The sequence below is a fragment of the Kribbella sp. NBC_00359 genome (assembly GCF_036097425.1).
Taxonomy (GTDB): domain Bacteria; phylum Actinomycetota; class Actinomycetes; order Propionibacteriales; family Kribbellaceae; genus Kribbella.
This window is the reverse complement of sequence record NZ_CP107975.1, coordinates 699,267-720,334: the sequence shown is the minus strand read 5'-3', so window position 1 is coordinate 720,334 and position 21,068 is coordinate 699,267. Positions and strand designations below refer to the sequence as shown.

19 protein-coding genes are annotated in these 21,068 nt (G+C 68.9%); 7 read left to right on the top strand and 12 right to left on the bottom strand.

What is annotated here, in order from left to right:
- Nucleotides 1–12 precede the first annotated feature (12 nt).
- Genes OG876_RS03350 through OG876_RS03340 form a run of 3 tightly spaced genes read right to left on the bottom strand, consistent with a single transcriptional unit; the run spans nt 13 to nt 2,080 of the window.
- On the bottom strand, nt 13–969 hold the full coding sequence (locus tag OG876_RS03350) for an alpha/beta hydrolase (RefSeq protein ID WP_328523250.1): 957 nt from the start codon (nt 967–969) through the stop codon (nt 13–15).
- On the bottom strand, nt 966–1,499 hold the full coding sequence (locus OG876_RS03345; RefSeq protein ID WP_328523249.1) for a maleylpyruvate isomerase N-terminal domain-containing protein: 534 nt from the start codon (nt 1,497–1,499) through the stop codon (nt 966–968). Before OG876_RS03345 ends, OG876_RS03350 begins: the two co-directional genes overlap by 4 nt.
- A gap of 53 nt (nt 1,500–1,552) precedes the next feature.
- Complete coding sequence (locus OG876_RS03340) at nt 1,553–2,080, bottom strand: CGNR zinc finger domain-containing protein (RefSeq protein WP_328523248.1); 528 nt, start codon at nt 2,078–2,080, stop codon at nt 1,553–1,555.
- 55 nt (nt 2,081–2,135) lie between these two features.
- On the opposite strand from OG876_RS03340, the gene OG876_RS03335 reads away from it, so the two are divergent.
- Nucleotides 2,136–3,050, top strand: a complete 915-nt coding sequence (locus OG876_RS03335; RefSeq protein ID WP_328523247.1) for a 2-dehydropantoate 2-reductase — start codon at nt 2,136–2,138, stop codon at nt 3,048–3,050.
- On the opposite strand, the gene OG876_RS03330 is transcribed toward OG876_RS03335, so the two are convergent.
- On the bottom strand, nt 3,044–3,664 hold the full coding sequence (locus OG876_RS03330; RefSeq protein ID WP_328523246.1) for a hypothetical protein: 621 nt from the start codon (nt 3,662–3,664) through the stop codon (nt 3,044–3,046). The two genes, OG876_RS03335 and OG876_RS03330, sit on opposite strands and share 7 nt — an antisense overlap.
- 142 nt (nt 3,665–3,806) lie before the next feature.
- On the opposite strand from OG876_RS03330, the gene OG876_RS03325 reads away from it, so the two are divergent.
- Together OG876_RS03325 and OG876_RS03320 are read left to right on the top strand one after the other, a co-directional pair.
- Nucleotides 3,807–5,768 (top strand): sensor histidine kinase, encoded by a 1,962-nt coding sequence (locus OG876_RS03325; RefSeq protein ID WP_328523245.1) that lies wholly within the window; start codon nt 3,807–3,809, stop codon nt 5,766–5,768.
- Nucleotides 5,756–6,412 carry a response regulator transcription factor gene (locus OG876_RS03320; protein ID WP_328523244.1) on the top strand — a complete coding sequence of 219 codons (657 nt, stop codon included), beginning with the start codon at nt 5,756–5,758 and terminating at the stop codon, nt 6,410–6,412. Before OG876_RS03325 ends, OG876_RS03320 begins: the two co-directional genes overlap by 13 nt.
- Before the next feature lie 21 nt (nt 6,413–6,433).
- Here the strand turns inward: OG876_RS03320 and OG876_RS03315 are convergent, their stop codons facing one another.
- A complete protein-coding gene (locus tag OG876_RS03315) occupies nt 6,434–6,859 on the bottom strand; it encodes a MarR family winged helix-turn-helix transcriptional regulator (protein ID WP_328523243.1) in 426 nt (141 codons plus the stop codon).
- Nucleotides 6,860–7,067: 208 nt separating this feature from the next.
- Here OG876_RS03315 and OG876_RS03310 point away from each other — a divergent pair, with 208 nt between their 5' ends.
- Nucleotides 7,068–8,960 carry an ABC transporter ATP-binding protein gene (locus OG876_RS03310; RefSeq protein ID WP_328523242.1) on the top strand — a complete coding sequence of 631 codons (1,893 nt, stop codon included), beginning with the start codon at nt 7,068–7,070 and terminating at the stop codon, nt 8,958–8,960.
- Here OG876_RS03310 and OG876_RS03305 read toward each other — a convergent pair.
- The 5 genes from OG876_RS03305 to OG876_RS03285 are packed head-to-tail and all read right to left on the bottom strand — an operon-like array spanning nt 8,957 to nt 15,754.
- A complete protein-coding gene (locus OG876_RS03305; protein WP_328523241.1) occupies nt 8,957–10,204 on the bottom strand; it encodes an ROK family transcriptional regulator in 1,248 nt (415 codons plus the stop codon). The genes OG876_RS03310 and OG876_RS03305 overlap by 4 nt on opposite strands.
- 12 nt (nt 10,205–10,216) lie before the next feature.
- Nucleotides 10,217–12,667 carry a beta-galactosidase gene (locus tag OG876_RS03300; protein ID WP_328523240.1) on the bottom strand — a complete coding sequence of 817 codons (2,451 nt, stop codon included), beginning with the start codon at nt 12,665–12,667 and terminating at the stop codon, nt 10,217–10,219.
- The gene (locus OG876_RS03295; protein WP_328523239.1) at nt 12,664–13,575 is read right to left on the bottom strand and encodes a carbohydrate ABC transporter permease; all 912 of its coding nucleotides are present in this window, start codon (nt 13,573–13,575) and stop codon (nt 12,664–12,666) included. The genes OG876_RS03300 and OG876_RS03295 overlap by 4 nt, the downstream gene beginning before the upstream one ends.
- The gene (locus tag OG876_RS03290) at nt 13,575–14,462 is read right to left on the bottom strand and encodes a carbohydrate ABC transporter permease (RefSeq protein ID WP_328523238.1); all 888 of its coding nucleotides are present in this window, start codon (nt 14,460–14,462) and stop codon (nt 13,575–13,577) included. Before OG876_RS03290 ends, OG876_RS03295 begins: the two co-directional genes overlap by 1 nt.
- Nucleotides 14,462–15,754 (bottom strand): ABC transporter substrate-binding protein, encoded by a 1,293-nt coding sequence (locus OG876_RS03285; RefSeq protein WP_328523237.1) that lies wholly within the window; start codon nt 15,752–15,754, stop codon nt 14,462–14,464. The genes OG876_RS03290 and OG876_RS03285 overlap by 1 nt, the downstream gene beginning before the upstream one ends.
- Before the next feature lie 130 nt (nt 15,755–15,884).
- Here OG876_RS03285 and OG876_RS03280 point away from each other — a divergent pair, with 130 nt between their 5' ends.
- Nucleotides 15,885–17,375: an FGGY-family carbohydrate kinase gene (locus OG876_RS03280; protein WP_328523236.1), complete on the top strand. Its 1,491-nt coding sequence runs from the start codon at nt 15,885–15,887 to the stop codon at nt 17,373–17,375.
- Here the strand turns inward: OG876_RS03280 and OG876_RS03275 are convergent.
- Nucleotides 17,352–18,086, bottom strand: coding sequence for an SDR family NAD(P)-dependent oxidoreductase (locus tag OG876_RS03275; protein ID WP_328523235.1), 735 nt, complete (start codon nt 18,084–18,086; stop codon nt 17,352–17,354). The two genes, OG876_RS03280 and OG876_RS03275, sit on opposite strands and share 24 nt — an antisense overlap.
- Nucleotides 18,087–18,302: 216 nt before the next feature.
- Here OG876_RS03275 and OG876_RS03270 point away from each other — a divergent pair, with 216 nt between their 5' ends.
- Nucleotides 18,303–19,289, top strand: a complete 987-nt coding sequence (locus tag OG876_RS03270) for an aminoglycoside phosphotransferase family protein (RefSeq protein ID WP_328523234.1) — start codon at nt 18,303–18,305, stop codon at nt 19,287–19,289.
- On the opposite strand, the gene OG876_RS03265 is transcribed toward OG876_RS03270, so the two are convergent.
- Complete coding sequence (locus OG876_RS03265) at nt 19,265–20,029, bottom strand: maleate cis-trans isomerase family protein (RefSeq protein ID WP_328523233.1); 765 nt, start codon at nt 20,027–20,029, stop codon at nt 19,265–19,267. The two genes, OG876_RS03270 and OG876_RS03265, sit on opposite strands and share 25 nt — an antisense overlap.
- Before the next feature lie 81 nt (nt 20,030–20,110).
- On the opposite strand from OG876_RS03265, the gene OG876_RS03260 reads away from it, so the two are divergent.
- Nucleotides 20,111–20,941 carry a class I SAM-dependent methyltransferase gene (locus tag OG876_RS03260; RefSeq protein ID WP_328523232.1) on the top strand — a complete coding sequence of 277 codons (831 nt, stop codon included), beginning with the start codon at nt 20,111–20,113 and terminating at the stop codon, nt 20,939–20,941.
- The last annotated feature ends 127 nt before the right edge of the window (nt 20,942–21,068 follow it).

Sequence of the window (21,068 nt, the reverse complement as noted above, 5' to 3'; positions counted from 1 at the left end):
CGATCAGCAGGCTCACGGGTGGGGTCCGTTGAACGTCGTTCGCAGGTCGGCGCCGATCAGCTCGACCGCGTGCCGCCCGGCCGACAGGGCCGCGGGGAAGTTGAGGAACGCGTGCATCGTGTCCGCGTACTCGACCAGCCGCGCCGGTACGCCGTCCTGCCCGAGCCGACTCGCATAGGTGCGCGCGTCGTCGCGCAGCGGATCACGTCCGGCGGCGAGGACGAGCGCGGGCGGCAGGCCGGCGCACGTGGCTGCCCGTAGTGGTACGGCCGCGGCGGGGAGGTCGCCGTCGGGGAAGTATTGCGCCGAGGACCAACTACCCGGGGCGATGCTCAGAAATGTGCCGTCGAACAACCGGTACGACTCGGTGTCCTGGTCCAGGTCGAGGGATGGGTAGCAGAGGATCTGGCGGTCGGGGAGCGGAGTGCCCTCGTCGCGCGCGAGCAGGCAGGCGCCGGCGGCGAGCGCGGCCCCCGCGCTCTGGCCGCCGACCGCAATCCTGCCGTCACCGTTGAGTTCAGCTGTGTGCTCGCGGAGCCAATCGAGAGTGTCGCGAACGTCGTGGAGCCCTGCTGGATAAGGACATTCGGGCGCAAGTCGGTAGTTGAGCGAGACAACGATAACGTTGCCTGCGGCAGCGATCCCCGAGGTTGCGTACTCGATGTCGCGGAGATCGCCACCGATGAAACCGCCACCATGCAACCAGAGCACAACTGGCCGCGGACTGGAGGTGAGCGGACGATAGACGCGCGCCTGGAGGCGGCGGTCCGGCAAGGTGATGGTGAGGTCTTCGGGGTGGGTCCGCGGATCGCACTCGCCGGCCAGCTCCGGGTCGGGGAGTTCCTCGCGATCGAGCAACAGGGCCTGATAGGGGTCGAGGTCGGGGCCTTCGGGCTGGTTCGCGAAACGCTTCAGCAGATGGTCGGTCTCGGCCGCGAACTGCGGGCTGTCGACGATCTCGGCCGTCATGCGGAGACCGGGGCGGGCTGGAGGTGGCGGGCGGCGTGGCCGAACACGATGCCGTCCGGCGGAGTGGAGGCGTACTCGGCCAGCGCGCCGATACCGCCATCGAACCCGCCGCCCGTCGACGGGTCCGACCACGACTTCTCGTCGTACTGCTCGATCTCGGCGACGAGTGCCGCGCCGACGCTGTCGAAGCGGTGCCGGAGCAGGTCGGACGGGATGTGGCGACCGGCCTCGACACCGCCGACGTTGAGAGCGCTGCCGATCTCGGCCGTCTCCCAGCGCGGGTCGATGCTCCAGTGCAGGCGGCCGGCCTTGGCGTCCCGGAGTACGGCGAGGGTGATCTCGTCCCACATCAGGATGTGCGCGACCAGGTCGTGCAACGAGTCGCAGAAGTGGCCGAGCGGTCCGGCCGTCACCCGGTACGGCGCTCGCAGTTCAGCCTCGGTCCGTCCGTCGATGCGGGTCAGCAGGAGCTCCTGGTCGGTCCGGAGCAGCTGTGCCGCCTCGACCGGAGAAGTCTTCGGTGTACGCATGCGCCCACTGAACCAGGTCGCGGATTGTCTGCTCGTTGGATTGCAGAATGTCTTCAATCCACTCGGGTCGCGCGATAGTGCGCCATCTTCGCGCGAGCGCCGCAAGAGTTCATTGAGCACCAGCGCCGTCGGCCGGCCCGGCTCTCGTCGACGAAGAGCAGCGAGCAATCGTCGGCGGCGCAGGTGTGGATCCGGTCCGCGAGCGGCCCGGTCAGCAGGTCGACCGCGTCCCGCGCGAGCACGCTGAGGAGGCCGGCCGCGTCCGTCGTGGTGCTCTCGGCTCGACGGTCTCGGGTGAGGCGAGGGCCGGGGAGTGGCCGGGCGCTCCAGCGGTTGACCAGGTCGACGTCCGCGGCCAGCGTCGTACCGGTGAAGAGGCGGTAGAGGGCCTCGCGGAGCGCCAGGGCCCGGGTGAATATGCGGGGCGAGACCGCCACGGGGTGATCGGCGAGGCCGGCGTCGTGGAACCAGCGGCCCAGGTCCGCCGCGGTCGGGACCCGCTCGAACGGGGTCTGCAGGCGCTTGCCGAGGGTTGCGGTGAAGTCGACCGCGGGCCGGCCTCCCACCCAGGTGAAGCTCATACGACCTAGTCTATCCTGTTGTTACCAGTTAAACCGGTAACAGAGGAGTGTGGCTGTGAAGATCGCGATCGTCGGAGCGGGTGGCGTCGGCGGGTACTTCGGTGCCCGGCTGGCCGCGGCCGGTCAGGACGTCAGTTTTGTTGCGCGCGGCAAACACCTGGAGGCGCTGCAGTCCGACGGGCTCGTTGTGCGGAGTCCGGCCGGTGACCTGGAGCTCTCGCCGGTGCGTGCGACCGCGGACCCGGCTGAGCTCGGCGCAGCCGATTATGTGCTCGTCTGTGTGAAGACCTGGCAACTGCCCGAAGTGATCACCTCGATCGCACCACTGGTCGGCGATGCGACGGCGATCGTCACGGTACAGAACGGCGTCGAGGCGCCGGACCAGGTGGCCGCGGTCTACGGCCGAGAGACGGTCCTGCCAGGTGCCGCGGAGGTGATCGCGTACGTCGACGGTCCGGGGATCATCCGCCACCTCGGCAACGGCAAGCTGACCTTCGGCGAGTGGGACAACCAGCCGACACCCCGCACCGGCCGGCTGCGGGACGCCTTGGTCGACGCCGGTCTGCAAGCGACCGTCCCGGGCGACATCTGGGCCGGTCTGTGGACCAAGTTCCTGTCCGTCGTCCCGAGCGGCGGCCTCGGTACGGCGACCGGCGCCGGGTACGGCGTCCTCCGGACGAGACCCGGCACCCGCCGGCTGCTCACCGAGGCGACCACCGAGATCCGCGACGTCGCTCTGGCACGCGGCATCGCTCTCGCGGCGGACGTCGTACCCAGGACCCTCGCCTGGATCGACCAGTTGCCGGCTGACGGCACCACGTCTCTCCAACGGGACCTGATCGCCGGCCGGCCCTCCGAGCTGGAGGCGTGGACCGGAGCGGTAGTCCGCCTTGGACGCGAGTCCGGCGTTCCCACTCCGGTCAACACCTTCCTCTACGAACTCGCCGCCGCTCGGACGACCCATCAGTGATCGACGCGGGCGCGGAGCCGAGGTTCGGTGGAGGCGGTCGATTGGTGCGGGTATACGGCTGCGAACAGGACGCACAGGGTGACGCCGTAGATGGCGACGCCCAGTGCGAGGGCGCTGGTCACGCTCACGCCGATCAACAGGAAGGACCAGATGCCGGCGGCCAGCGGCGCGTAACGACGCCATCCCGTCCAGTCGGCTGAGCGCAGCACCGCGGCGCCCGCGATCAGTAACCCGACCGCGGTGAGCGCGACCCCGAGGCCGAACACCGGGCCGACGATCTTGGGCCCGGTGTCGTCCAGCCGTTGGTCGGCGATCGGGATCGACGCGATCTCCGCGACGAGCAGGACGAAGGTGCCCGCCACCGCGAGCATCGCGCCGATCCGGCCGCCGCGACTCCCCATCGCGCGAACCACGGCGAGCATGCCGAAGAGAACGAGCAGGTGGAACCCGGCGTACAGGATGGAGACCGGGACGATGGCGTCACTGCTCCAGGGGTAGCTCCACATCGTGTCGGAGACGTCGGAGGCCGGCTTGACCAGCACCTCCACGGCGAGGCCGGACAGCGTCGTCAGGGCGGCGCCGACGAGACCGATGACTGCAAGTTTGCGGTTCATGATTCCCACCTTTCGAAGTGTGCTTCGACGCTAGGTTTCGGCGGTTGCCCCGCGCATCGGCGTCAGTACGCCGATCCGCGCGCGAAACCGCGTCAGTGCCAGCACTGTTGGCGGGATCGTCCGGCGCTGCCACGATGGTGGCGTGGGTGGGCGCCGGCCGTTACCGACCGTGTTGTTCGGAGTGACCGTGGTCGCGGAGATCGCCGCGATCGCCCTGTCGTGGCGGCTCGAACCCGTCTACGACACGCTGCTGTACGCGGCGTTCGCCCTGACCACGGTCGGCGCGGGAGCGTTGATCGCCCAGCGGCATCCGGAGAACGCGATCGGCTGGCTGTTCTGCGGCTTCGGACTGCTCAACGCACTCGCCGCGGACCTGGCCCAGGGCTGGGGACTCCGGGCCGCCGCCGAAGGCTGGGCCGGCGGTCCGATCGGTGAGGGGATCTCCGCGGTCAGCTGGTTGCCGAGCGGCTTCGGCTGGACACTCACCTTCTTGCTCTTCCCGACCGGCCATCTGCCGAGCCGGCGCTGGCGTCCGTTGCCGTGGATCGCCGCGGCCGGTCTGGTGCTCAGCATGGTCGCCTGGTCGCTGAGTCCGGCCAGGGGCCGGGACTTCAGCAGTGGCCACAACCCGTGGGCGGTCGAGTCGCTGCCGACCGGTGCCCTTCTCGCCATCGGAATGCCGCTGTTCCTCGGCGCGCTGATCGCCGCCGTCGTCTCACTTGCCCTCCGCTTCCGGCGCTCGACCGGACTGGAACGCCAGCAACTCAAGTGGTTCGTGTTCGCCGCGTCCGTCGCCGGCGTGGCTCTGCCGATGAGCTTCGCGCTCTGGTACGTCACGCCGGCGGCCGGCGTCATCGCCGCCGTCGCGCTCGCGGGCTTGCCGCTCGCCGCCGGTGCGGCGATCCTGCGCTACCGGCTCTACGACATCGATCTGTTCATCAGCCGGACCGTTGCCTACGCAGGCCTGACCGTCCTGCTGATTTCGGCGTACGCCGTCGTGACTGTTGCCCTGGGCGCCTTTCTCGGCCGGGGTTCGGCGTGGACGACAGCCATCGCGACGCTGGTGTGCGCCGTGCTGTTCCGCCCGTTGCGCGGCCGCGTCCAGGACGCGGTCGACCGCCGCTTCAACAAGGCCCGGTACGACGCGCTGCAGCGGATGGCCGGCTTCCTCGAAGACGTCCGCTCGGGCCGCCGCGCACCGGAGGACGTCCAAGCCGTCCTGCGCGAGATCCTCGGCGACCCCGGCCTCGACCTCCTCGTCTTCCTGCCGGAGAGCCGCCGGTACGTCGACCTGGCCGGCACGACCCGGGCCGACACCGACGGCCGGCACCGGATCGCGATCGAACGCGGCGACCAGCCGATCGGGGTGGTCCTGTACGACGCCACCGGCGGGATCGGCCCGGATCTGCTGCGCCGGGTCGTCGAGGACGGTGGTCTCGCCGTCGAGGTCGCACGGCTGCGCGCCGAGCTCAACGTCCAACTCGTGGAGGTGAAGGCCTCCCGGGCCCGGATCGTCGCCGCCGGGCACGCCGAACGCCGCCGGATCGAACGCGATCTGCACGACGGCGCCCAGCAGCGGCTGGTGTCGATCGGCCTCGCGCTCCGCCACGCGCAGCACCAACTCGGGGCGGCGCCACCCGCGGACGTGCGGGTCACGCTGGACGGCGCGGTCGCCGAGGCGACGGTGGCGATCGGTGAGCTCCGCGAGTTGGCCCGCGGTCTGCCGCCCGCGCAACTGGACGCCGGTCTCGCCCCTGCCTGTCAGGAACTCGCGCGTCGTGCTCCGCTGCCGGTGTCGGTGCGGATGCCCGACCAGCGCTTCGACACCGGCATCGAGGCCGCGGCGTACTTCATCTGCTGTGAAGGCCTCACCAATGCGGTCAAGCATGCCAACGCCACGCGCGTCGATCTGATCGCCGACCAGGACCTCGAGCGGCTGGTCGTGCGCGTGGTCGACGACGGCGTGGGTGGAGCCGCGGCCCGTCGCGGCACCGGGCTCACCGGCCTGGCCGATCGGGTCGCGGCGCTCGGCGGCACCTTCCACATCCAGAGCCGGCCCGGCGCCGGTACGACGCTCGTCGCGGAGCTGCCATGCGGATCGTGATCGCCGAGGACCAGGTCCTGCTCCGCGAAGGGCTGAAGATGCTCTTCGTCGACGGTGGGCACGAGGTGGTGGCGACCTTCGGCGACACGGACGGGCTGCTCGCGGCGGTCACGTCGTACCGGCCGGATCTGGTCGTGGCGGACATCCGGATGCCGCCCGGCTTCGGCGACGAGGGGGCTCGGGCGGCTCAGGCGGTGAAGAGTGCGCACCCGGAGATCGGCGTACTGCTGCTGTCCCAGCACATCGAGACGCATCACGTCGTCGAGCTCGTGTCGCTCGGTGGGTTCGGGTATCTGCTGAAGGATCGGGTGCTCGACGTGGGCGAGTTCCTGGCCTCGGCCGAGCGGGTCGCGCGGGGTGGGTCGGCGCTGGATCCGCAGGTGGTGGCGGGGTTGGTGGCCCGGCGTGGGGCCGGGGATCCGCTGGCGATGCTGACGGACCGCGAGCGCGACGTACTCGAGCTGATGGCCGAAGGCTTGACGAACAGTGGCATCGCCAAGCGGCTCTACCTCAGCGAGCGAACGGTCGAGGCACACGTCCGGCACGTATTCACCAAGCTGTCGCTACCCGAGACCGAGGACGGCCACCGCCGCGTACTCGCCGTACTCACCCACCTGAGCGCCACTCCAGACCGAGGCCGCTGATGGCGTCGGCGCCACACTCCGTCAGTCTTCTGCGAGGCGTTGCAGGAGACGGATGAGGGTCTTCTGTTCGGTGGGGGTGAGGCGGGTGAGTTGGGTGGCCATGGCTTCGCGGCGGTTGTGGCGGAGGGTGGTGAGGATCTGGGCGCCGGCCGGGGTGAGGGTGACGAGGGTGGCGCGGCGGTCGTTGGGGTCGGGGTGACGGGCGACCAGGCCGGCGGCCTCGAGGTCGTCGACGACCGAGGTGGCCGAGCGGGGGACGATGCCGAGCTGCGCGGCCAGTTCGCTCAGTCGCAGTGGCCGGTCGGCGTTGTCCAGCGTCCGTAGCACCCGGAACTGCCCGTGGGTGACCGGCTCACCCAGCCTCTCCCTGGACGCACGCCGCTGCCGACGGACAATCCCGTCCAGCAGCGCCGCAATCTGTTCCGCGGTCTCATCCAGAGCATCCACCCCCAGAGCCTAAGTGCAGATCCCCCGCTCGGGCTGCACATGACAGGTACGGCGCCAGCCGCCTGCGAGCCGCCGTGACCAGGGTTGGCTCGCGGATGGCGCCGGCCCGGTAGTCGATCGGCACACGTGGGAAGAAAAGCTGATCTTGTGAGGTTAGCTCATAGTGAGGTAAGCTCAGTATATCTGGTCCCCGACCGAAAGGATCTGCATGTCACAGATCTCTGGACTTCCGGGTGGGGGAGGCGGCGGTGGTCGCGCGATGCGATCGCTGATGAAGGACTCCTCCGTTCGGCACCACAAACTCTCCGCCGGCACTTTGCGCCGCATTCTCGGCTTTGCCCGCCCCTACCGCGGCTACCTGGCCTTCTTCCTCGTCCTCGTTGCCCTCGACGCTGGCACCGGCGCCGTCACCCCCTTGCTGTTCCGCGCGATCATCGACGATGGCATCGTCCCGGGCCACGCCGACGTGGTCGTGTGGCTGGCCCTCGTCGTCGCGCTGCTCGCGGTCGTAAACAGCGCCGTCACGCTGGGCGAGCGCTGGTTCTCCGCCCGGATCGGCGAAGGACTCGTCTACGACCTGCGCACCGCCGTCTTCGACCACGTGCAGCAGATGCCGGTCGCGTTCTTCAGCCGCACCCAGACCGGCGCGCTCATCCAGCGCCTGAACGGCGATGTCCTCGGCGCCCAGCAGGCCTTCACCTCGACCCTGTCGAACGTGGTCAGCAACCTGCTCAGCGTCGCCCTCGTGCTCGGCGCGATGTTCGTGATGTCGTGGCAGATCACCCTGCTCGCGCTCGTGGTCCTGCCGCTGTTCGTCGTCCCCGCCCGGCTGATGGCCGGGAAGTTGCGCGAGCTGACCGCCGAGACCTACAAGTTGAACGCGACCATGGCACAGACGATGACCGAGCGCTTCAACGTCGCCGGCGCCGTCCTGGCCAAGGTCTTCGGCCGCACGCAGGACTCCTCGAAGGACTTCGCCGGCAAGGCGGCCCGGGTCCGCGACATCGGCGTCACCACCGCGATGTACGCGAGTGTCTTCCGCGTCTCGCTCACCCTGGTCGCCGCGCTGGCCGTTGCCCTCGTGTACGGCGTCGGCGGCGTGTTCGCGGTCGGCGGTGCACTCGGGATCGGCACGGTCGTTGCGCTGACGGCGTACCTCAACCGGCTCTACGGACCGCTCACCGCGCTGTCCAACATCCAGGTCGACGTGATGACGACGCTGGTCAGCTTCGAGCGTGTGCTCGAGGTGCTCGACCTCCCGCCGATGGTTGCCGACCGCAAGGATGCGAAGGAGCTGCCGGCCAACGCCGAGCCGTCGATCGAGTTCGACCACGTGTCGTTCCACTACCCGTCCGCCGAGGAGGTGTCGCTCGCCTCGCTGGAGTCGGTCGCGACCCTCTCGGCCGAGACCGGCGAGGACGTCCTCAAAGACGTCAGCTTCACCGTCGAGCCCGGGCAACTGGTCGCCGTCGTCGGCCCCTCCGGCGCCGGCAAGACCACGCTCTCATCACTGGTCTCCCGGATGTACGACGTGACCGGTGGCGCCGTACTCGTCGGCGGCCGCGATGTCCGCGAGGTCACGCAGCGCTCATTGCGAGAGGTGATCGGCGTGGTCACGCAGGACTCGCACATGTACCACGACACGATCCGTTCCAACCTGCTGCTCGCCAACCCGGAAGCGACCGACGCCGAGCTGCACGAAGCACTCGTGGCCGCGCAGATCGCGACCCTGGTCGGCAGCCTGCCGGATGGTCTCGACACCGTCGTCGGCGATCGCGGCTACCGGTTGTCCGGTGGCGAGCGTCAGCGGCTCGCGATCGCCCGGCTGCTGCTCAAGTCGCCGTCGATCGTCATCCTCGACGAGGCCACCGCGCACCTGGACTCCGAGTCCGAGGCCGCCGTCCAGGCCGCACTCGCCAACGCCCTCGTCGGCCGTACGTCGCTCGTGATCGCGCACCGGTTGTCGACCGTCCGCAACGCCGACGTCATCCTCGTCCTGGACGAGGGCCGCATCCGCGAACGCGGCACCCACGAGGAACTCCTCGCCAAGGGCGGCCTGTACGCCGACCTTTACTCCACCCAATTCGAGAAGGCAGCCTAAGCCGGCGACCGGAGCCGGCGGCGGGTGGTCGGGGCGCTCGCCGGGCTGGCGAGGCCCAGGGCGCCGAGGAACTGCTCGAGCGTGAACGCGGCCATCCCGAGGGCGACGGGGTTGCCCGCGACGCGCGAGGCCTCGACCGTCAGGCCGGGTAGCGAGCCGGGCAGGACGTGGTCGGGGAGTTCGGCGGTGACGGCAGGGATCAGCCACTCGCCCAGCGCGACCGTGGTCCAGCCCGTCAAGGTGATGTGGGGGATGTTGAGCAGGTTCACCAGATCACCGAGCCCCGCCGCGAGATAGTGCGACGTACGGCGGGCCAGCTCGACCAGAGCCGGGTCATCGCCGGCCAGACCGACCGCGACCGCTTCGACGAACCCGCGCTGCTGCGGCTGCTGGAGCGCGGGGTGATCCGGGTCGATCTCCGCCAGCGTCGTCTCCAGGCCGTGCACACCGAGATACGCCTCGACACATCCCCGCCGGCCGCAGCGGCACTGCCGGCCGTCGAGCTGAAGCAGCGTGTGTCCCCACTCGCCCGCGTTGTTGGCCGCGCCGCGCAGCAGCGACCCGTCGATCGCGATGCCGGCGCCGACACCGGTGCCGAGGTTGACCACGGCCATGCTCTTGGTCACCCGGCCGACGCCGAACCACATCTCCGACAGCGCGACCGCCTTCAGCGGGTTGTCGACGTACACGGGTATGCCGAGGCGTTCCTCGAGCAGGGCCTCGATCTTGACGTCGTGCCAGTCCCAGTTCGGCGCGAACACCGAGACGCCGGCGTCCGGCTGGACCTGGCCGGGCATGCTCACGCCGGCGCCGATGATCCGCTTGCGGTCGGTGCCGCTGGCCGCGACTGCCGCGTCGATGGCGCGGACGATGCCGTCGACGACGTACGCCTGGCCGTTCTGGTGCTCGTCGAGCGCGACCTCGCTCTGGCCGAGCGGGCCGAGGGTGACGTCGTACACCGTCGCGTCGACGTACGTCTCGGCCACGTCGATGCCGAGGATGCGGCCGCGGTCGGGGTCGATGGTGAGCCGCTCGTACGGGCGGCCGACGGTGTTCTGCTCGACGGTCGCGATCCGCAGCACGCCCTCGGCCAGGAACTGGGTCACCAGGGTGGCCACGGTCGCCGTGCTCAGGCCGGTGTGCTTGGCGATCTCCTGCCGGGTCGACGGCCCGAGGGTGAACAGTGCGTGCAGCACCTCGAACCGGCTCTCGTTGCGCAGGTCACGGGATGTCTGCCGCGGCACTCTGTCCCCCTTCTAGGTCGGCTCCAGCCGTAGCGTACGTAGCTCCGGAGTGGCCGGCCCGTCGACGCCCCGCACCAGCAGCGTCAGCCCGGACCATCCCGGCGGAATCCACAGTACGTCGGGATCACCACCGGAGAACGTGGGCCGCTCGCCGACCCACACCCGCCCCACGCACTCTCCGGACGCCCAGCCAGTGACGCGCAGCTGGGTCCCCTCCGGCCGGAGAACGAAACCATTCTCCAACGTTGGAAGCTCGACGTCGAGCCAGGCCTCCTCACCCGGTGCCAGCGCCAGCGGAAGCTCGATCCCGGCACCCACTTCGCGGGCCTGTGCGAAGGCAGTCAGCAGGTCGTCGTCCTGTACGGCGCACGTCCAGTCGCGGACCGGATTCAGGGTGAGCAACTCGGCGCGGAGACCGCCGCCACTCGGATTGTGGGGGATCGTCACGGAGAGCTGTTTGGTGCCCGCGGGCAACAGTGCCCACGGGTCCTCGGCATGGACGACGATCGGCTCGCCGTCGTCCACCGTCACAGTGACCGGCTCGCGAACGCCGTCCAGATGCAGAGCGGTCGGCGTGTCCGTGTCGAGGCGGCGCGTGTACGTGACCGGCGTACCGACGCGGGTGCTGCTCCAACCGGTGAGGTTGCGCACTGGTGCCGGATCGCCCGCCCAGTGACCGTCGACTGTCCACAGTGCGGAGATGTCCCGGGTCTCGATGACAGTCCACAGCGTGCCGAGACCGCGCAGTGCTCCGAGGCGGAGCGGAGGCAGCCGGGCGTCGTCGAAGTTTGCGTGGCCCCAGATCTCCACGGTGGCGTGGATCTCGCCGCTGAGGCCACGGACGTCGATGCGCTCGGTCGCGCCGAAGCCGGCGAACGTTCGCACTCGGCCGCCGACCGACAGATCCACCATGTCGGCCGCACCCACGAGCAGCAGTTCGTCGGTCAGTTCCGCGGTCGTCGTGTAGGTGCCGCGTCCGCGGTAGACACCGAGCGATTCCAGCGTGGGCGGCAGGTCATGGGTACCGGCCGGCTTCTCCGTGGGCACGGCGGACCGTCGCCGCACCTGACCGACGGACGCCGCCGCCGGCGTCTGAGCAGCCACGAGCTCCGATCGCGGTTCCACGGTGACTTGGACACCCTCGACCACGAGTGACGACCCGACCGCGATCTCCACCGAGGTGTTGCCGATGACAACGGTCACCGGCACGGCCGAGCTGAACACCAGCCCGTCGTCCAACGACACCAAGTCCGCCGACGCCAGCCGCAACGTCTGATCGCCAACCGGCAGATCCAGCAGCATCAACGGACACGAGTCCGCACCGACGGCGACCGAGACACCGTTGACGACCGCACGCCCGTCGGTGTCGCTCAGATTCGGTACGGCGACCACCCGCCCGCCACCGTCGAGGTCGAGGGCCGAGGGAGCGGAACTGGTCGAGAAGTCGGCCGTCACCTCGACGGGTGCGCCCGGTGTCGCCAGCGCCAACCGCGATCCCAACGCATCCAACACCCGTGCCAGGAGCTGAGCCTCGGCGTACTCCGGCCGCTCGGCACCCGTCGACGACACGTAACCACCGAAGTCGTAGCCGTGGCTCATGAAGTTGCCCGGCTTCCCCCAGTTGCCGCTCGATGGGGTGTAGCCGAAGTTCCATCCCGAAGACTGCAAGTACGGCGCGATCAGCGACGCACCGCTGGCCAGCAACCGCCGCAGGGTCCGGTGGCGCCGGTTCGTCTCGGTGATCAGCAGCGGCAGCCCGCGGTCCGCAAGCAGTGCCGCATACCGCCGTACCTCCTCCTCGATGAACGGCGAATCGTCGTTCGGATAGAAGTTGCACGCCGGTACGACGCCCTCGACGTCGCCGGTGGCACCGAAGAGGTCACCCTGACCAGCACACGCGATCAGCGGTACGTCGATGCCGTGAGCAACAGCCTGGTCCCGCAGGGCGGTGAGGTACCCGGGCTGGTCCGCGCAGTCGAAGAAGTCCAGCTCGTTCTCCAGCTGGACCATGATCACCGAGCCGCCCGCGCCGTGCTGACGAGCCGCGATCAGCGGCAGCACCTGGTCGAACCAAGCCGTCACGGCCGCGAGGAACCGCGGCTCGTTCTGCCGGACCCGCACGGCGGGATCGAGCCCGAGCCAGGCCGGCAGCGCGCCGCCGTCCCACTCGGAGCAGATGTACGGCCCGGGCCGGGCGATGACGTGCAACCCGGTCTCGGCCGCGAGGTCCAGGAACGCGGCCACATCCCGCCGGCCGTCGAACGACCACCGCCCGGGCGCGAGCTCGTGGAAGTTCCACGGCAGATACACGTCGACGCAGGTGTAGCCGGACCGGCGGACCTGCTCGAGCCGTGCGCGCCACTGCTCCCGGGGCAGCCGGAAGTAGAACAGCGACGCGCACAGCACGACCTGCGGCCTGCCGTCGATGACGATGCCCTGGCCGTTCAACGCAACCGAACTCACTTGACCCCCGCACTACCGCCGTTGATGTCCATCTCGTACAGATACCGCTGACCCAGGTAGTAGACCAGGATCATCGGCACAGTGAGCAGGATCGAGCCGACCATCACCAGGTTCCACGGTGGCGCCTGCAGTGCGGCCGACGTACTGGTGATGTACTGCACGCCCAGGGCCAGCGGCATCTTGGCCTCGTCGTTCAGGTAGATCAGGGGGCCCATGAAGTCACCCCAGGTCGCGGTCAGCGTGAAGATGCCGATCGCGATCAGCACCGGTGCCAGCATCGGCAGCATGATCCGCCGGTAGATGCCGAAGAAGCCCAGCCCGTCCACCATCGCCGCCTCGTCGATCTCGCTCGGCAGCCGGGACACGAACTGCCGGACCAGGAAGACGTTGAAAGCGTTGGAGAAGAAGTTCGGCACGATCAGCGGCAGGTAGGTGTTCACCCAGCCGAGGTCTTTGAACAGGATGAACTGCGGGATCATCGTGATCTGGGCCGGGATCATCATCGTCGCGATCACGATGATGAACAACGCGTTCTTGCCCGGCGCCCGCAGCCGCGCGAAGGCGTACCCGACGAGTCCGCTGGACAGCACCTGGCCGAGCACCGCGCCGGCCGAGATGATCACCGAGTTCAGCAGGAACCGCTGCATCGGCAGGTCGGTGCCGAACACCCGGGTGAAGTTGTCCCAGTGGAACTCGCGCGGAAGGATCGTGAAGGTGTTCGCGTTGACGGTCTGATCGCTGGACAGCGCGATCGACACCACGAACACCAGCGGCACGCACAACACCGCGGACACGATGATCAACGTCGCGTAGCTGAACGGCGTCGCCCGGAAGACGCCCGCGACCCGATCCCGGCGCATGGTTCGTTCGCGGGCCGGTGCGGCGGCGGTCGACAATGCGGTGGCCATCACTTCACCTCGGTCTCGTAGAACACCCAGCGCCGGGCGGTGCGGAAGGCGAGCAGGGTGAACACCAGGATCACCGCGAACAACAGCCACGAGATCGCCGACGCGTACCCCAGGTGGTAGAACGAGAACGCCTCGTCGAACAGCAGCGGCACCATCATCTGGCTGGCGTTGTTCGGCCCGCCCTTGGTCAGGATGTAGACCTGGGAGAACACCTGGAACGCGCCGATCAGTCCCATCACCAGGTTGAAGAAGATGATCGGCGTCAACTGCGGGACGGTGATGCTCCAGAACTGCCGGACCGGCCCGGCGCCGTCCACCTCGGCCGCCTCGTACAACTCCCGCGGGATGCCTTTCATTGCCGCGAGCAACAGTACGGTCGCGCCGCCGGCACCCCACACGGACAGCAGGATGAGGGCCGGTTTCACCCAGACCGACTCCAGCAACCAGGACGGCCCGGGGATCCCGGCCCAGCCCAGGACGTCGTTCAGCGGACCGGAAGGCGCGAGGACCATCTTGAAGATCATCGCGGTCGCCACCAGCGGCACCAGCGTCGGCAGGTAGATCAGCGTCCGGAACACCTTGCGGGCGCGAACCTGCTTGTTCAGCAGGTTCGCCAGCCACAAGCCGATCCCGAGCCCGAGCGGCACCGAGATCGCGGCGTAGTAGAACGTGTTCCACAACGCCTTCCAGAACACCGGGTCCTCGGTCAGCAGCCGGTTGTAGTTCTGCAGCCCGACCCACTTCGGCGGCGTGAACGAGTCCCAGTCGGTCAGCGAGATGTAGACCGACGCGAGCATCGGCCCGAGCAGGAACACGACGAACCCGATGATCCACGGTGACGCGAACAGGTAGAACCACAGCGCCTCCCGGCGGCGCAGCGTCGACATCAGCCGGGCTTGACGATCGACTCGAGCCGCTTCTGGATCGCGGTCAGCGCGGCACGGGCGTCCTGCTTGCCCAGCCAGAAGTCGGCCAGCCCGTCGTCGAACGCCTTCTGCATCTCGTTCCAGGCCGGGATGAACGGGGCCCGGTAGATGAAGTCGCTGGACGCGCCGAACACGTTCATGTTCACCGGCTTGGTCATCCAGGCCGGCTTGAGGAACGCGTCGCTCTTCTGCACCTCCAGGCTGGCCGGAACGTCCTGGCCGGTGGCGATGATCTGCTGCTGCGCCTCCGGCGACGTGAGGAAGTCGATCGCCTTGAACGCCGCCTGCGGGTTCTTCGCGGTCCGGGAGATGGCCAGGCCGCTGCCGAACGCGGTCACCGCCTGCTCCTTGCCCCGCCACAGCGGCGCGATGTCCCAGTCGATCTTGGTCTTGGTCAGGCCGCTGATGCCCCAGAAGCCGGTGGTGTTGACCGCGACCTTGCCGTTCGCGAAGGCCTGGTCGCCGCCGACGTCCGCGCCCATGTCGGCGTACTGCTTCTGGGTCGGTACGACACCGTGCTTGAAGATCAGGTCACCGGTCCACTGCAGCGCGTCGATCACCTCGTCGGTGGCGACCGCGGGCTTGCCGCTGTCGTCGATGATCCGGCCGCCGTTCTGGTACACGAAACTCCACCACTGCGCCCACCAGCCACCGCCGGCGTAGCCCCACTGCTTGCCGGGGACGGACAGTTCCTTGAACGCCGACAGCGCGTCGTCCCAGGTCCAGTCCGCGCTCGGCGCCTTGATGCCCTTGGCCGCGAACAGCGCCTTGTTGTAGAAGACGATCATGGCGCCGGACCGGTCCGGGATCGCGTAGACCTTGTCCTGGTAGGAGTAGAGCTTGCCGATCGCGCCGAACCGCTTGTCCAGGTCCATCCCGGCCTTGCTCGCCAGGTCGTCGAGCGGCTGGATCTGGTTCTTGCTCGAGTAGACGTTGACGCTCTCCGCGACCTGCATGATGTCCGGTCCTTTGCCGCCGGCAATCATCGTCTGGACCTTCTGGGCGTACCCGTCGTTCGGGATCAGCTGCAGCGTCACCTTCAGCTCGGGGAACTTCTTCACCAGCAGGTCGATCCGCTTCTGGTACGCCGTCTTGTCGCTCTCCCCGCCCCACACCGTCATCACCAGGTCGGCGGCGGTGGCGTTCCCCGCTGAAGAGCCCTTGTCACTGTCCGATCCGCAGGCCGTCAGCGTGATGACGCCGGCCGCCAGTCCCATCCCGAGAAACCCCCGCCGCGAGAACGCTGTTCCCATTGCACACCTCTTCCGCCCAGCCCGTCTGATTAGAGTGGCGGTTAAGCTAACCATTGGAATAACCCGTGACAAGACCTCGCCCGGCAGATGTCCAAACCGTGACCGGGCGGCCGGACTCTAGGGTTGCCGGATGAGCTTCGTGATCGGGGTCGACATCGGCACGGGCAGTACCAAGGCTGTTCTGACCACGCTCGACGGCACGGTGCGGGCGGTCGCCCGGCGCGACCACGCGCCGAGCCTGCCGCAGCCGGGCTGGGCCGAGATGGACGCGGACCGCGACTGGTGGGGTGATGTCGTGGACGTTCTCGCCGAGCTGACGTCCACGCATCCGGACGCGGCGATCGCCGCCGTCTGTGTCTCGGGCCTCGGACCATGCGTCGTACAGACCGATGCCGAGCTGCGGTCGCGGCGGCCGGCGATCCTGTACGGCGTTGACACCCGCGCGACCCGCGAGATCGAGGAGATCACCGAGCAGCTCGGCGCGGACGCGATCCTCGAACGCTGTGGCAAAGACCTGTCCAGCCAGGCGATCGGTCCGAAACTGGCGTGGTTGCGGCGGGAGGCAGGGGAGGACTGGCAACCGCAGGATCGATGGTTCAGCGCACATACGTACGTCGTGGCCCGGCTGACCGGTGAGTGGGTGCTCGATCACCACACCGCGAGCCAGTGCGATCCCTTCTACGACATCCGAGCGCAGGACTGGGCCAGGGACTGGGTTGAAGCGGTGCTGCCAGGTCTGGCACTGCCACGGTTGGTGTGGCCGTCCGAGCAGGTCGGCGTGGTGCGAGGTATCGCGGCTGCGGAGACCGGACTGGCTGAGGGGACTCCGGTGGTTGCGGGCACGGTCGACGCCTGGGCGGAAGCTTTCAGTGTGGGGGTGCGGCGTCCTGGCGACCTGATGCTGATGTACGGCTCGACGATGTTCTTCGTCCAGGTGCTGACGGCACCGACCAGTGTGAGTGGACTCTGGACGACGTCAGGCGTCGAGCCCTCGTCCCACACCTTGGCGGCCGGGATGGCGACGTCCGGGACGATCACCACGTGGTTGCAGGATCTGACCGGTGGAGTGCCGTTCGAGACGCTGGTCGCGGAGGCGGCCGCCGTTCCGGCCGGCAGTGAGGGGCTGGTGATGCTGCCGTACTTCAGCGGTGAGCGTACGCCGATCTACGATCCGCTGGCCCGTGGTGTGATCGCCGGACTTACCCTGCGGCACAGGCGTGGTCACCTGCTGCGAGCGGCGTACGAAGGAATCGCTTGTGGGGTGCGGCAGATCATCGGCGCCCTCGAGGAAGCGGCCGGGCGGCCGGAGCGGATCGTTGCGGTCGGCGGCGGTACGCAAGGCGGGCTGTGGACGCAGATCGTGAGTGACGTGTGCGGGCTGGACCAGCAGGTACCCGCGCAGACGATCGGAGCGTCCTACGGCGATGCCCTGCTGGCGGCGATCGGGGTCGGCCTGGTGCCGCCGGCCACCGACTGGACGCGACCCGATCACGTCGTCCGTCCCGATCCGTCGACGGCTTCGACGTACGCGGAGCTCTTCCAGACCTACGCGGAGCTGTATCCGGCGACTCGTGCGCAGATCCACCGGTTGGCGCGCTCAGGTCAGATCGCGGATGTGTAGGACGCTGCCGTTGTCGAGGTCGCGGTCGAGTGTCGACCAGATCGTCCGGGCGATGTCCTCCGCCTTGGACAGCAGGCCTTGGGTGTCCATCTCGCGGAAGCGCTTGGATTCTGGCACCTCGTCGTCGGAGCACGCGCGCAGTTCGGCCTGCATGTCGGTGTCGACCGCGCCCGGTGATATCGAGATCACCCGGCAGCCGGGATCTCGCCGGCGTTGTTCGAGGCCGGCCGTGCGGACCCACTGATCGATCGCGGCCTTGCCGGCGCAGTAGCTCGACTCGCCTTCATGCGGTCGTCTGGCGGCACCGGACGAGATCATGATCAGGTGCTGTTCGCAGTCGCGGCCGGAGACCGCGCTGAGGAACGCGTGGCCGAGCACCTGGGCCGCGGCCGAGTTCAGGAGCACGTTGCGCGTGTACTGCGCGGTGTCGACGCGGTCGGCCGACCCCAGCGGCGTGAGCGTGCCGGCGTTGTGGATGAAGACCGCCATGTCCGGGGAGTACCGGTCCAATCGCTGCCTGAAGTCCTGCGCGACCACCGGCCACGAGTCCGGGTCGGCCAGATCCACTGCGACGTGGTGGGCTCCCGGCGTACCACCGCGGCGAGAGATGTCGATGAGTTCCGCGTCGAACGGGAGTGTCGCCGCCAGTGCGGCGCCGAGTCCGGCCGAGGCTCCGGAGATCCAAACCATAATCCGTCGCAACGGAATCATCGCATGCACCTGCCCATGGGCAGACAAGCGTCCAGCATCATGCAGTTCCCCCCTGCAGCGCCAACGGTCCCCGGTGCAGCAGCCTACGTGCTGAAGTGCCGAGATCGAACCCCTGTCGGCGTTTCTGACCCCTCGCAATCTCCTGACCACACACGGGATTCTCAGCAGACACCCAGAATCGGTCCTGTGACCGGACACATGTGTCAGCATCGGTCCATGCACGTACCGACGGCTGCCGAGGTCGCAGGCGCCTTCGGGCTGGGGGAGCCGACCGGGGAGTTGGTCCTGGTACGGCGAGGCGACACCGACACGTGGCGGTTGGAGACGGACGGCGGATCGTACTTCGTCAAGGGGTACTGGACCGAGACCGGTGGACAGTTCGTGGCCGGCGGGTTGACCGACCAGTTGCGGCTGGCAATGGCCTTCGAGGCGCGGGCTCTCGCGGCCGGGATGGACATGGCGGAGCCGATCGCTCCGCTGGAGCCGGTGCTTGGGTGGGCGACGCGCATCGACGACCGGTTGGTCCGCGTGAATCGCTGGATCGAGAGCCGCGGCCTGGAGCCGGATGACGACATCGCCGAGTGGCTGGGGCGGACGATGGCGCACGTCCATCGGCTGCAGCCGGTCAGGGCGACCGGGCTGCCTGACTGGTGGCGTACGGCGCTCCGCCCGCGGACGGACTGGGAGGAGTGGTTCGCCGAGGCACGTCGGCGCGGCAAGTCGTGGTCCGGCCTCGCGCAGGGATGTCTGCCGCAGATCATCGAGGCGACAGCAGGGATCGAGGAGCTGTGTCACGATGCGCCGGACTGCGTGACAACGCACGGCGACTTCAAGACGCACAACCTGCTCATCACCCCGCGCGGCCCGGTGCTGATCGACTGGGACACCGTCCGCGTCGACAGCGCCGCCCTCGAGGCCGGACGCGTCGCGTACATCTTCGGCGCCGGCGAACTCGAGCCGATGCGAAGGATCCTGACGGCGTACGTCGAGGCCGGCGGTGAACTGACCTGGATCGGCTCCGACCTCTTCGCCAGCGTCGTCCGCAACCAGCTCCAGCTCCTCTTCGAACACGTCCTGGTGTCACTCGGACACAGGCCGGCCGCGCGCTGGATGGCCGATCCCGAGCAGGCCCTGACCGAGCTCCTGACCGCACTGCCCGGCAAGCTCGGCCTGCTGTCTCAGAGCGCGAACAACCTGCCGTAGTTCGTCGGGCGGGCGGACGTGCGGGCGGCATGGAGGAGCGCCCAGAGCAGGACGGAGTTGGCGGTCAGGACCGGGCGCTGCAGGTCCGCCTCCAAGGTGGAGATCACGCCGACCGTGCGGAAGCCGTTACCGCCGATGAAGACCGCTTCGGCGCTGTCGGGTGTGTGGGCAACGATCCACGCGAACAGGTCGGCCGGGCTGATGCTCCGCTGATTGCTCGGCAGCTCGCAGGGTCCGTGCACGACGACGTCCAGGTCCAGCGAGGTGAAGTACCCGGCACCGAGCCGGTCCAGCTCCGCGTCGAACCAAGGCGGGTTGAAGAGCGCGATCCGCTGTACCTTCAGAGTCCGCAGTCCGGCCACCGCCGCGGCGCACGTGGACACCACCGGGATGCCGGCGCTGTGTTCCATCAGCCGCTCGACGACCTTGCGTTCACCGTCGGCGCCGACCACGTACGCCGAACTGGTGAATCCGATGCCGATGGCACCCAGTGGCGCGGCGGCCAGCAGGGCCGTGGCTTCGTCGATGTCCGGCGGTTCGACGAACGCCTGCACCGGCGCCAAGGGGATCGTCGGGTCCATCTGGCCGCCCGTTCGGATCCCGCCGAACGGCACACGGGACGCATGCACCCGAACACCCTCCGGAGCCATCGCCTGGAGTTCCGACTCTGGGCCGACGTCACCGTGCGGCGTCAGTACGCCGATCCGCGCCCGCACATCCCATCCGTCCGGCTGCCACATGACACACTCCTTCCCCCACCCTCGAGTGTGCGCCGGAAATTCGGTCGACGGCAGGCCAGGAGCCGTCGATAGCATCGCGGGATGGACTCGACCGAGTGGAACTGGCAATGGGATCCGAGCCTGTACGCCGGGAGCGCCGAGCATTACGCGGTCGGGCGGATGGCCTACCCGGCTGGGTTGTCGGACGCCGTCCGGGACGAGCTCGGGCTCGACGGGAGCGGGCGGCTGCTGGACGTGGGCTGTGGTCCGGGGTCGCTGACGCTATTGCTCGCGCCATTGTTCGCGGAAGCGGTTGGGGTGGACGCGGACGGCGGGATGCTCGAAGTGGCCGCGAGTCGGTCGGAGTCGACCAACGTGCGGTGGCGGCAGTTGCGAGCCGAGGAGTTGCCGGCCGATCTCGGGACCTTCCGGGTGGTCACGTTCGCGCAGTCCTTCCACTGGATGGATCAGGCGCTCGTCGCGGACCGGGTTCGCGGCATGCTGACCCCGGACGGTGCCTGGGTGCATGTCGGCGCCACCACCCATCGCGGCGTGGAGGGTATCGACGAGCTCCCGCATCCACGTCCACCCTGGGACGACATCGACAAGCTCGTCGTCCGCTACCTCGGCCCGGTCCGCCGCGCCGGGCAGAGCCTGCTGCCGACCGGCACCCGGCCCGGCGAGGAGGAAGTGATGCGCGCCGCCGGCTACCGCGGCCCGACCCGGATCGTCGTCGGCGGCAACGAGATCGAGGACCGCAGTGTTGACGACATCGTCGCGTCCGTGTTCTCGCTGTCCAGTTCAACGCCACACCTGCTCGGCCCGCACCTCGCCGCCTTCGAGGCTGACCTTCGCGACCTGCTGACCAAGGCCGCCGACAACGGCTTGTTCTCCGAGCGCCGCCGAGAGATCGAAGCCGTCATCTGGCGCTAACCTCCCGCCCCGCCGTTTGAGGGGTCAACGCCTTGGCGTGTGGGTTGCGGAACCGAAATTAGCCTCCGCAACCCACCGCCTGCGGGGTTGACCCCTGAAAGGCGGGGCGGGAGGTGCGGGGGCTAGC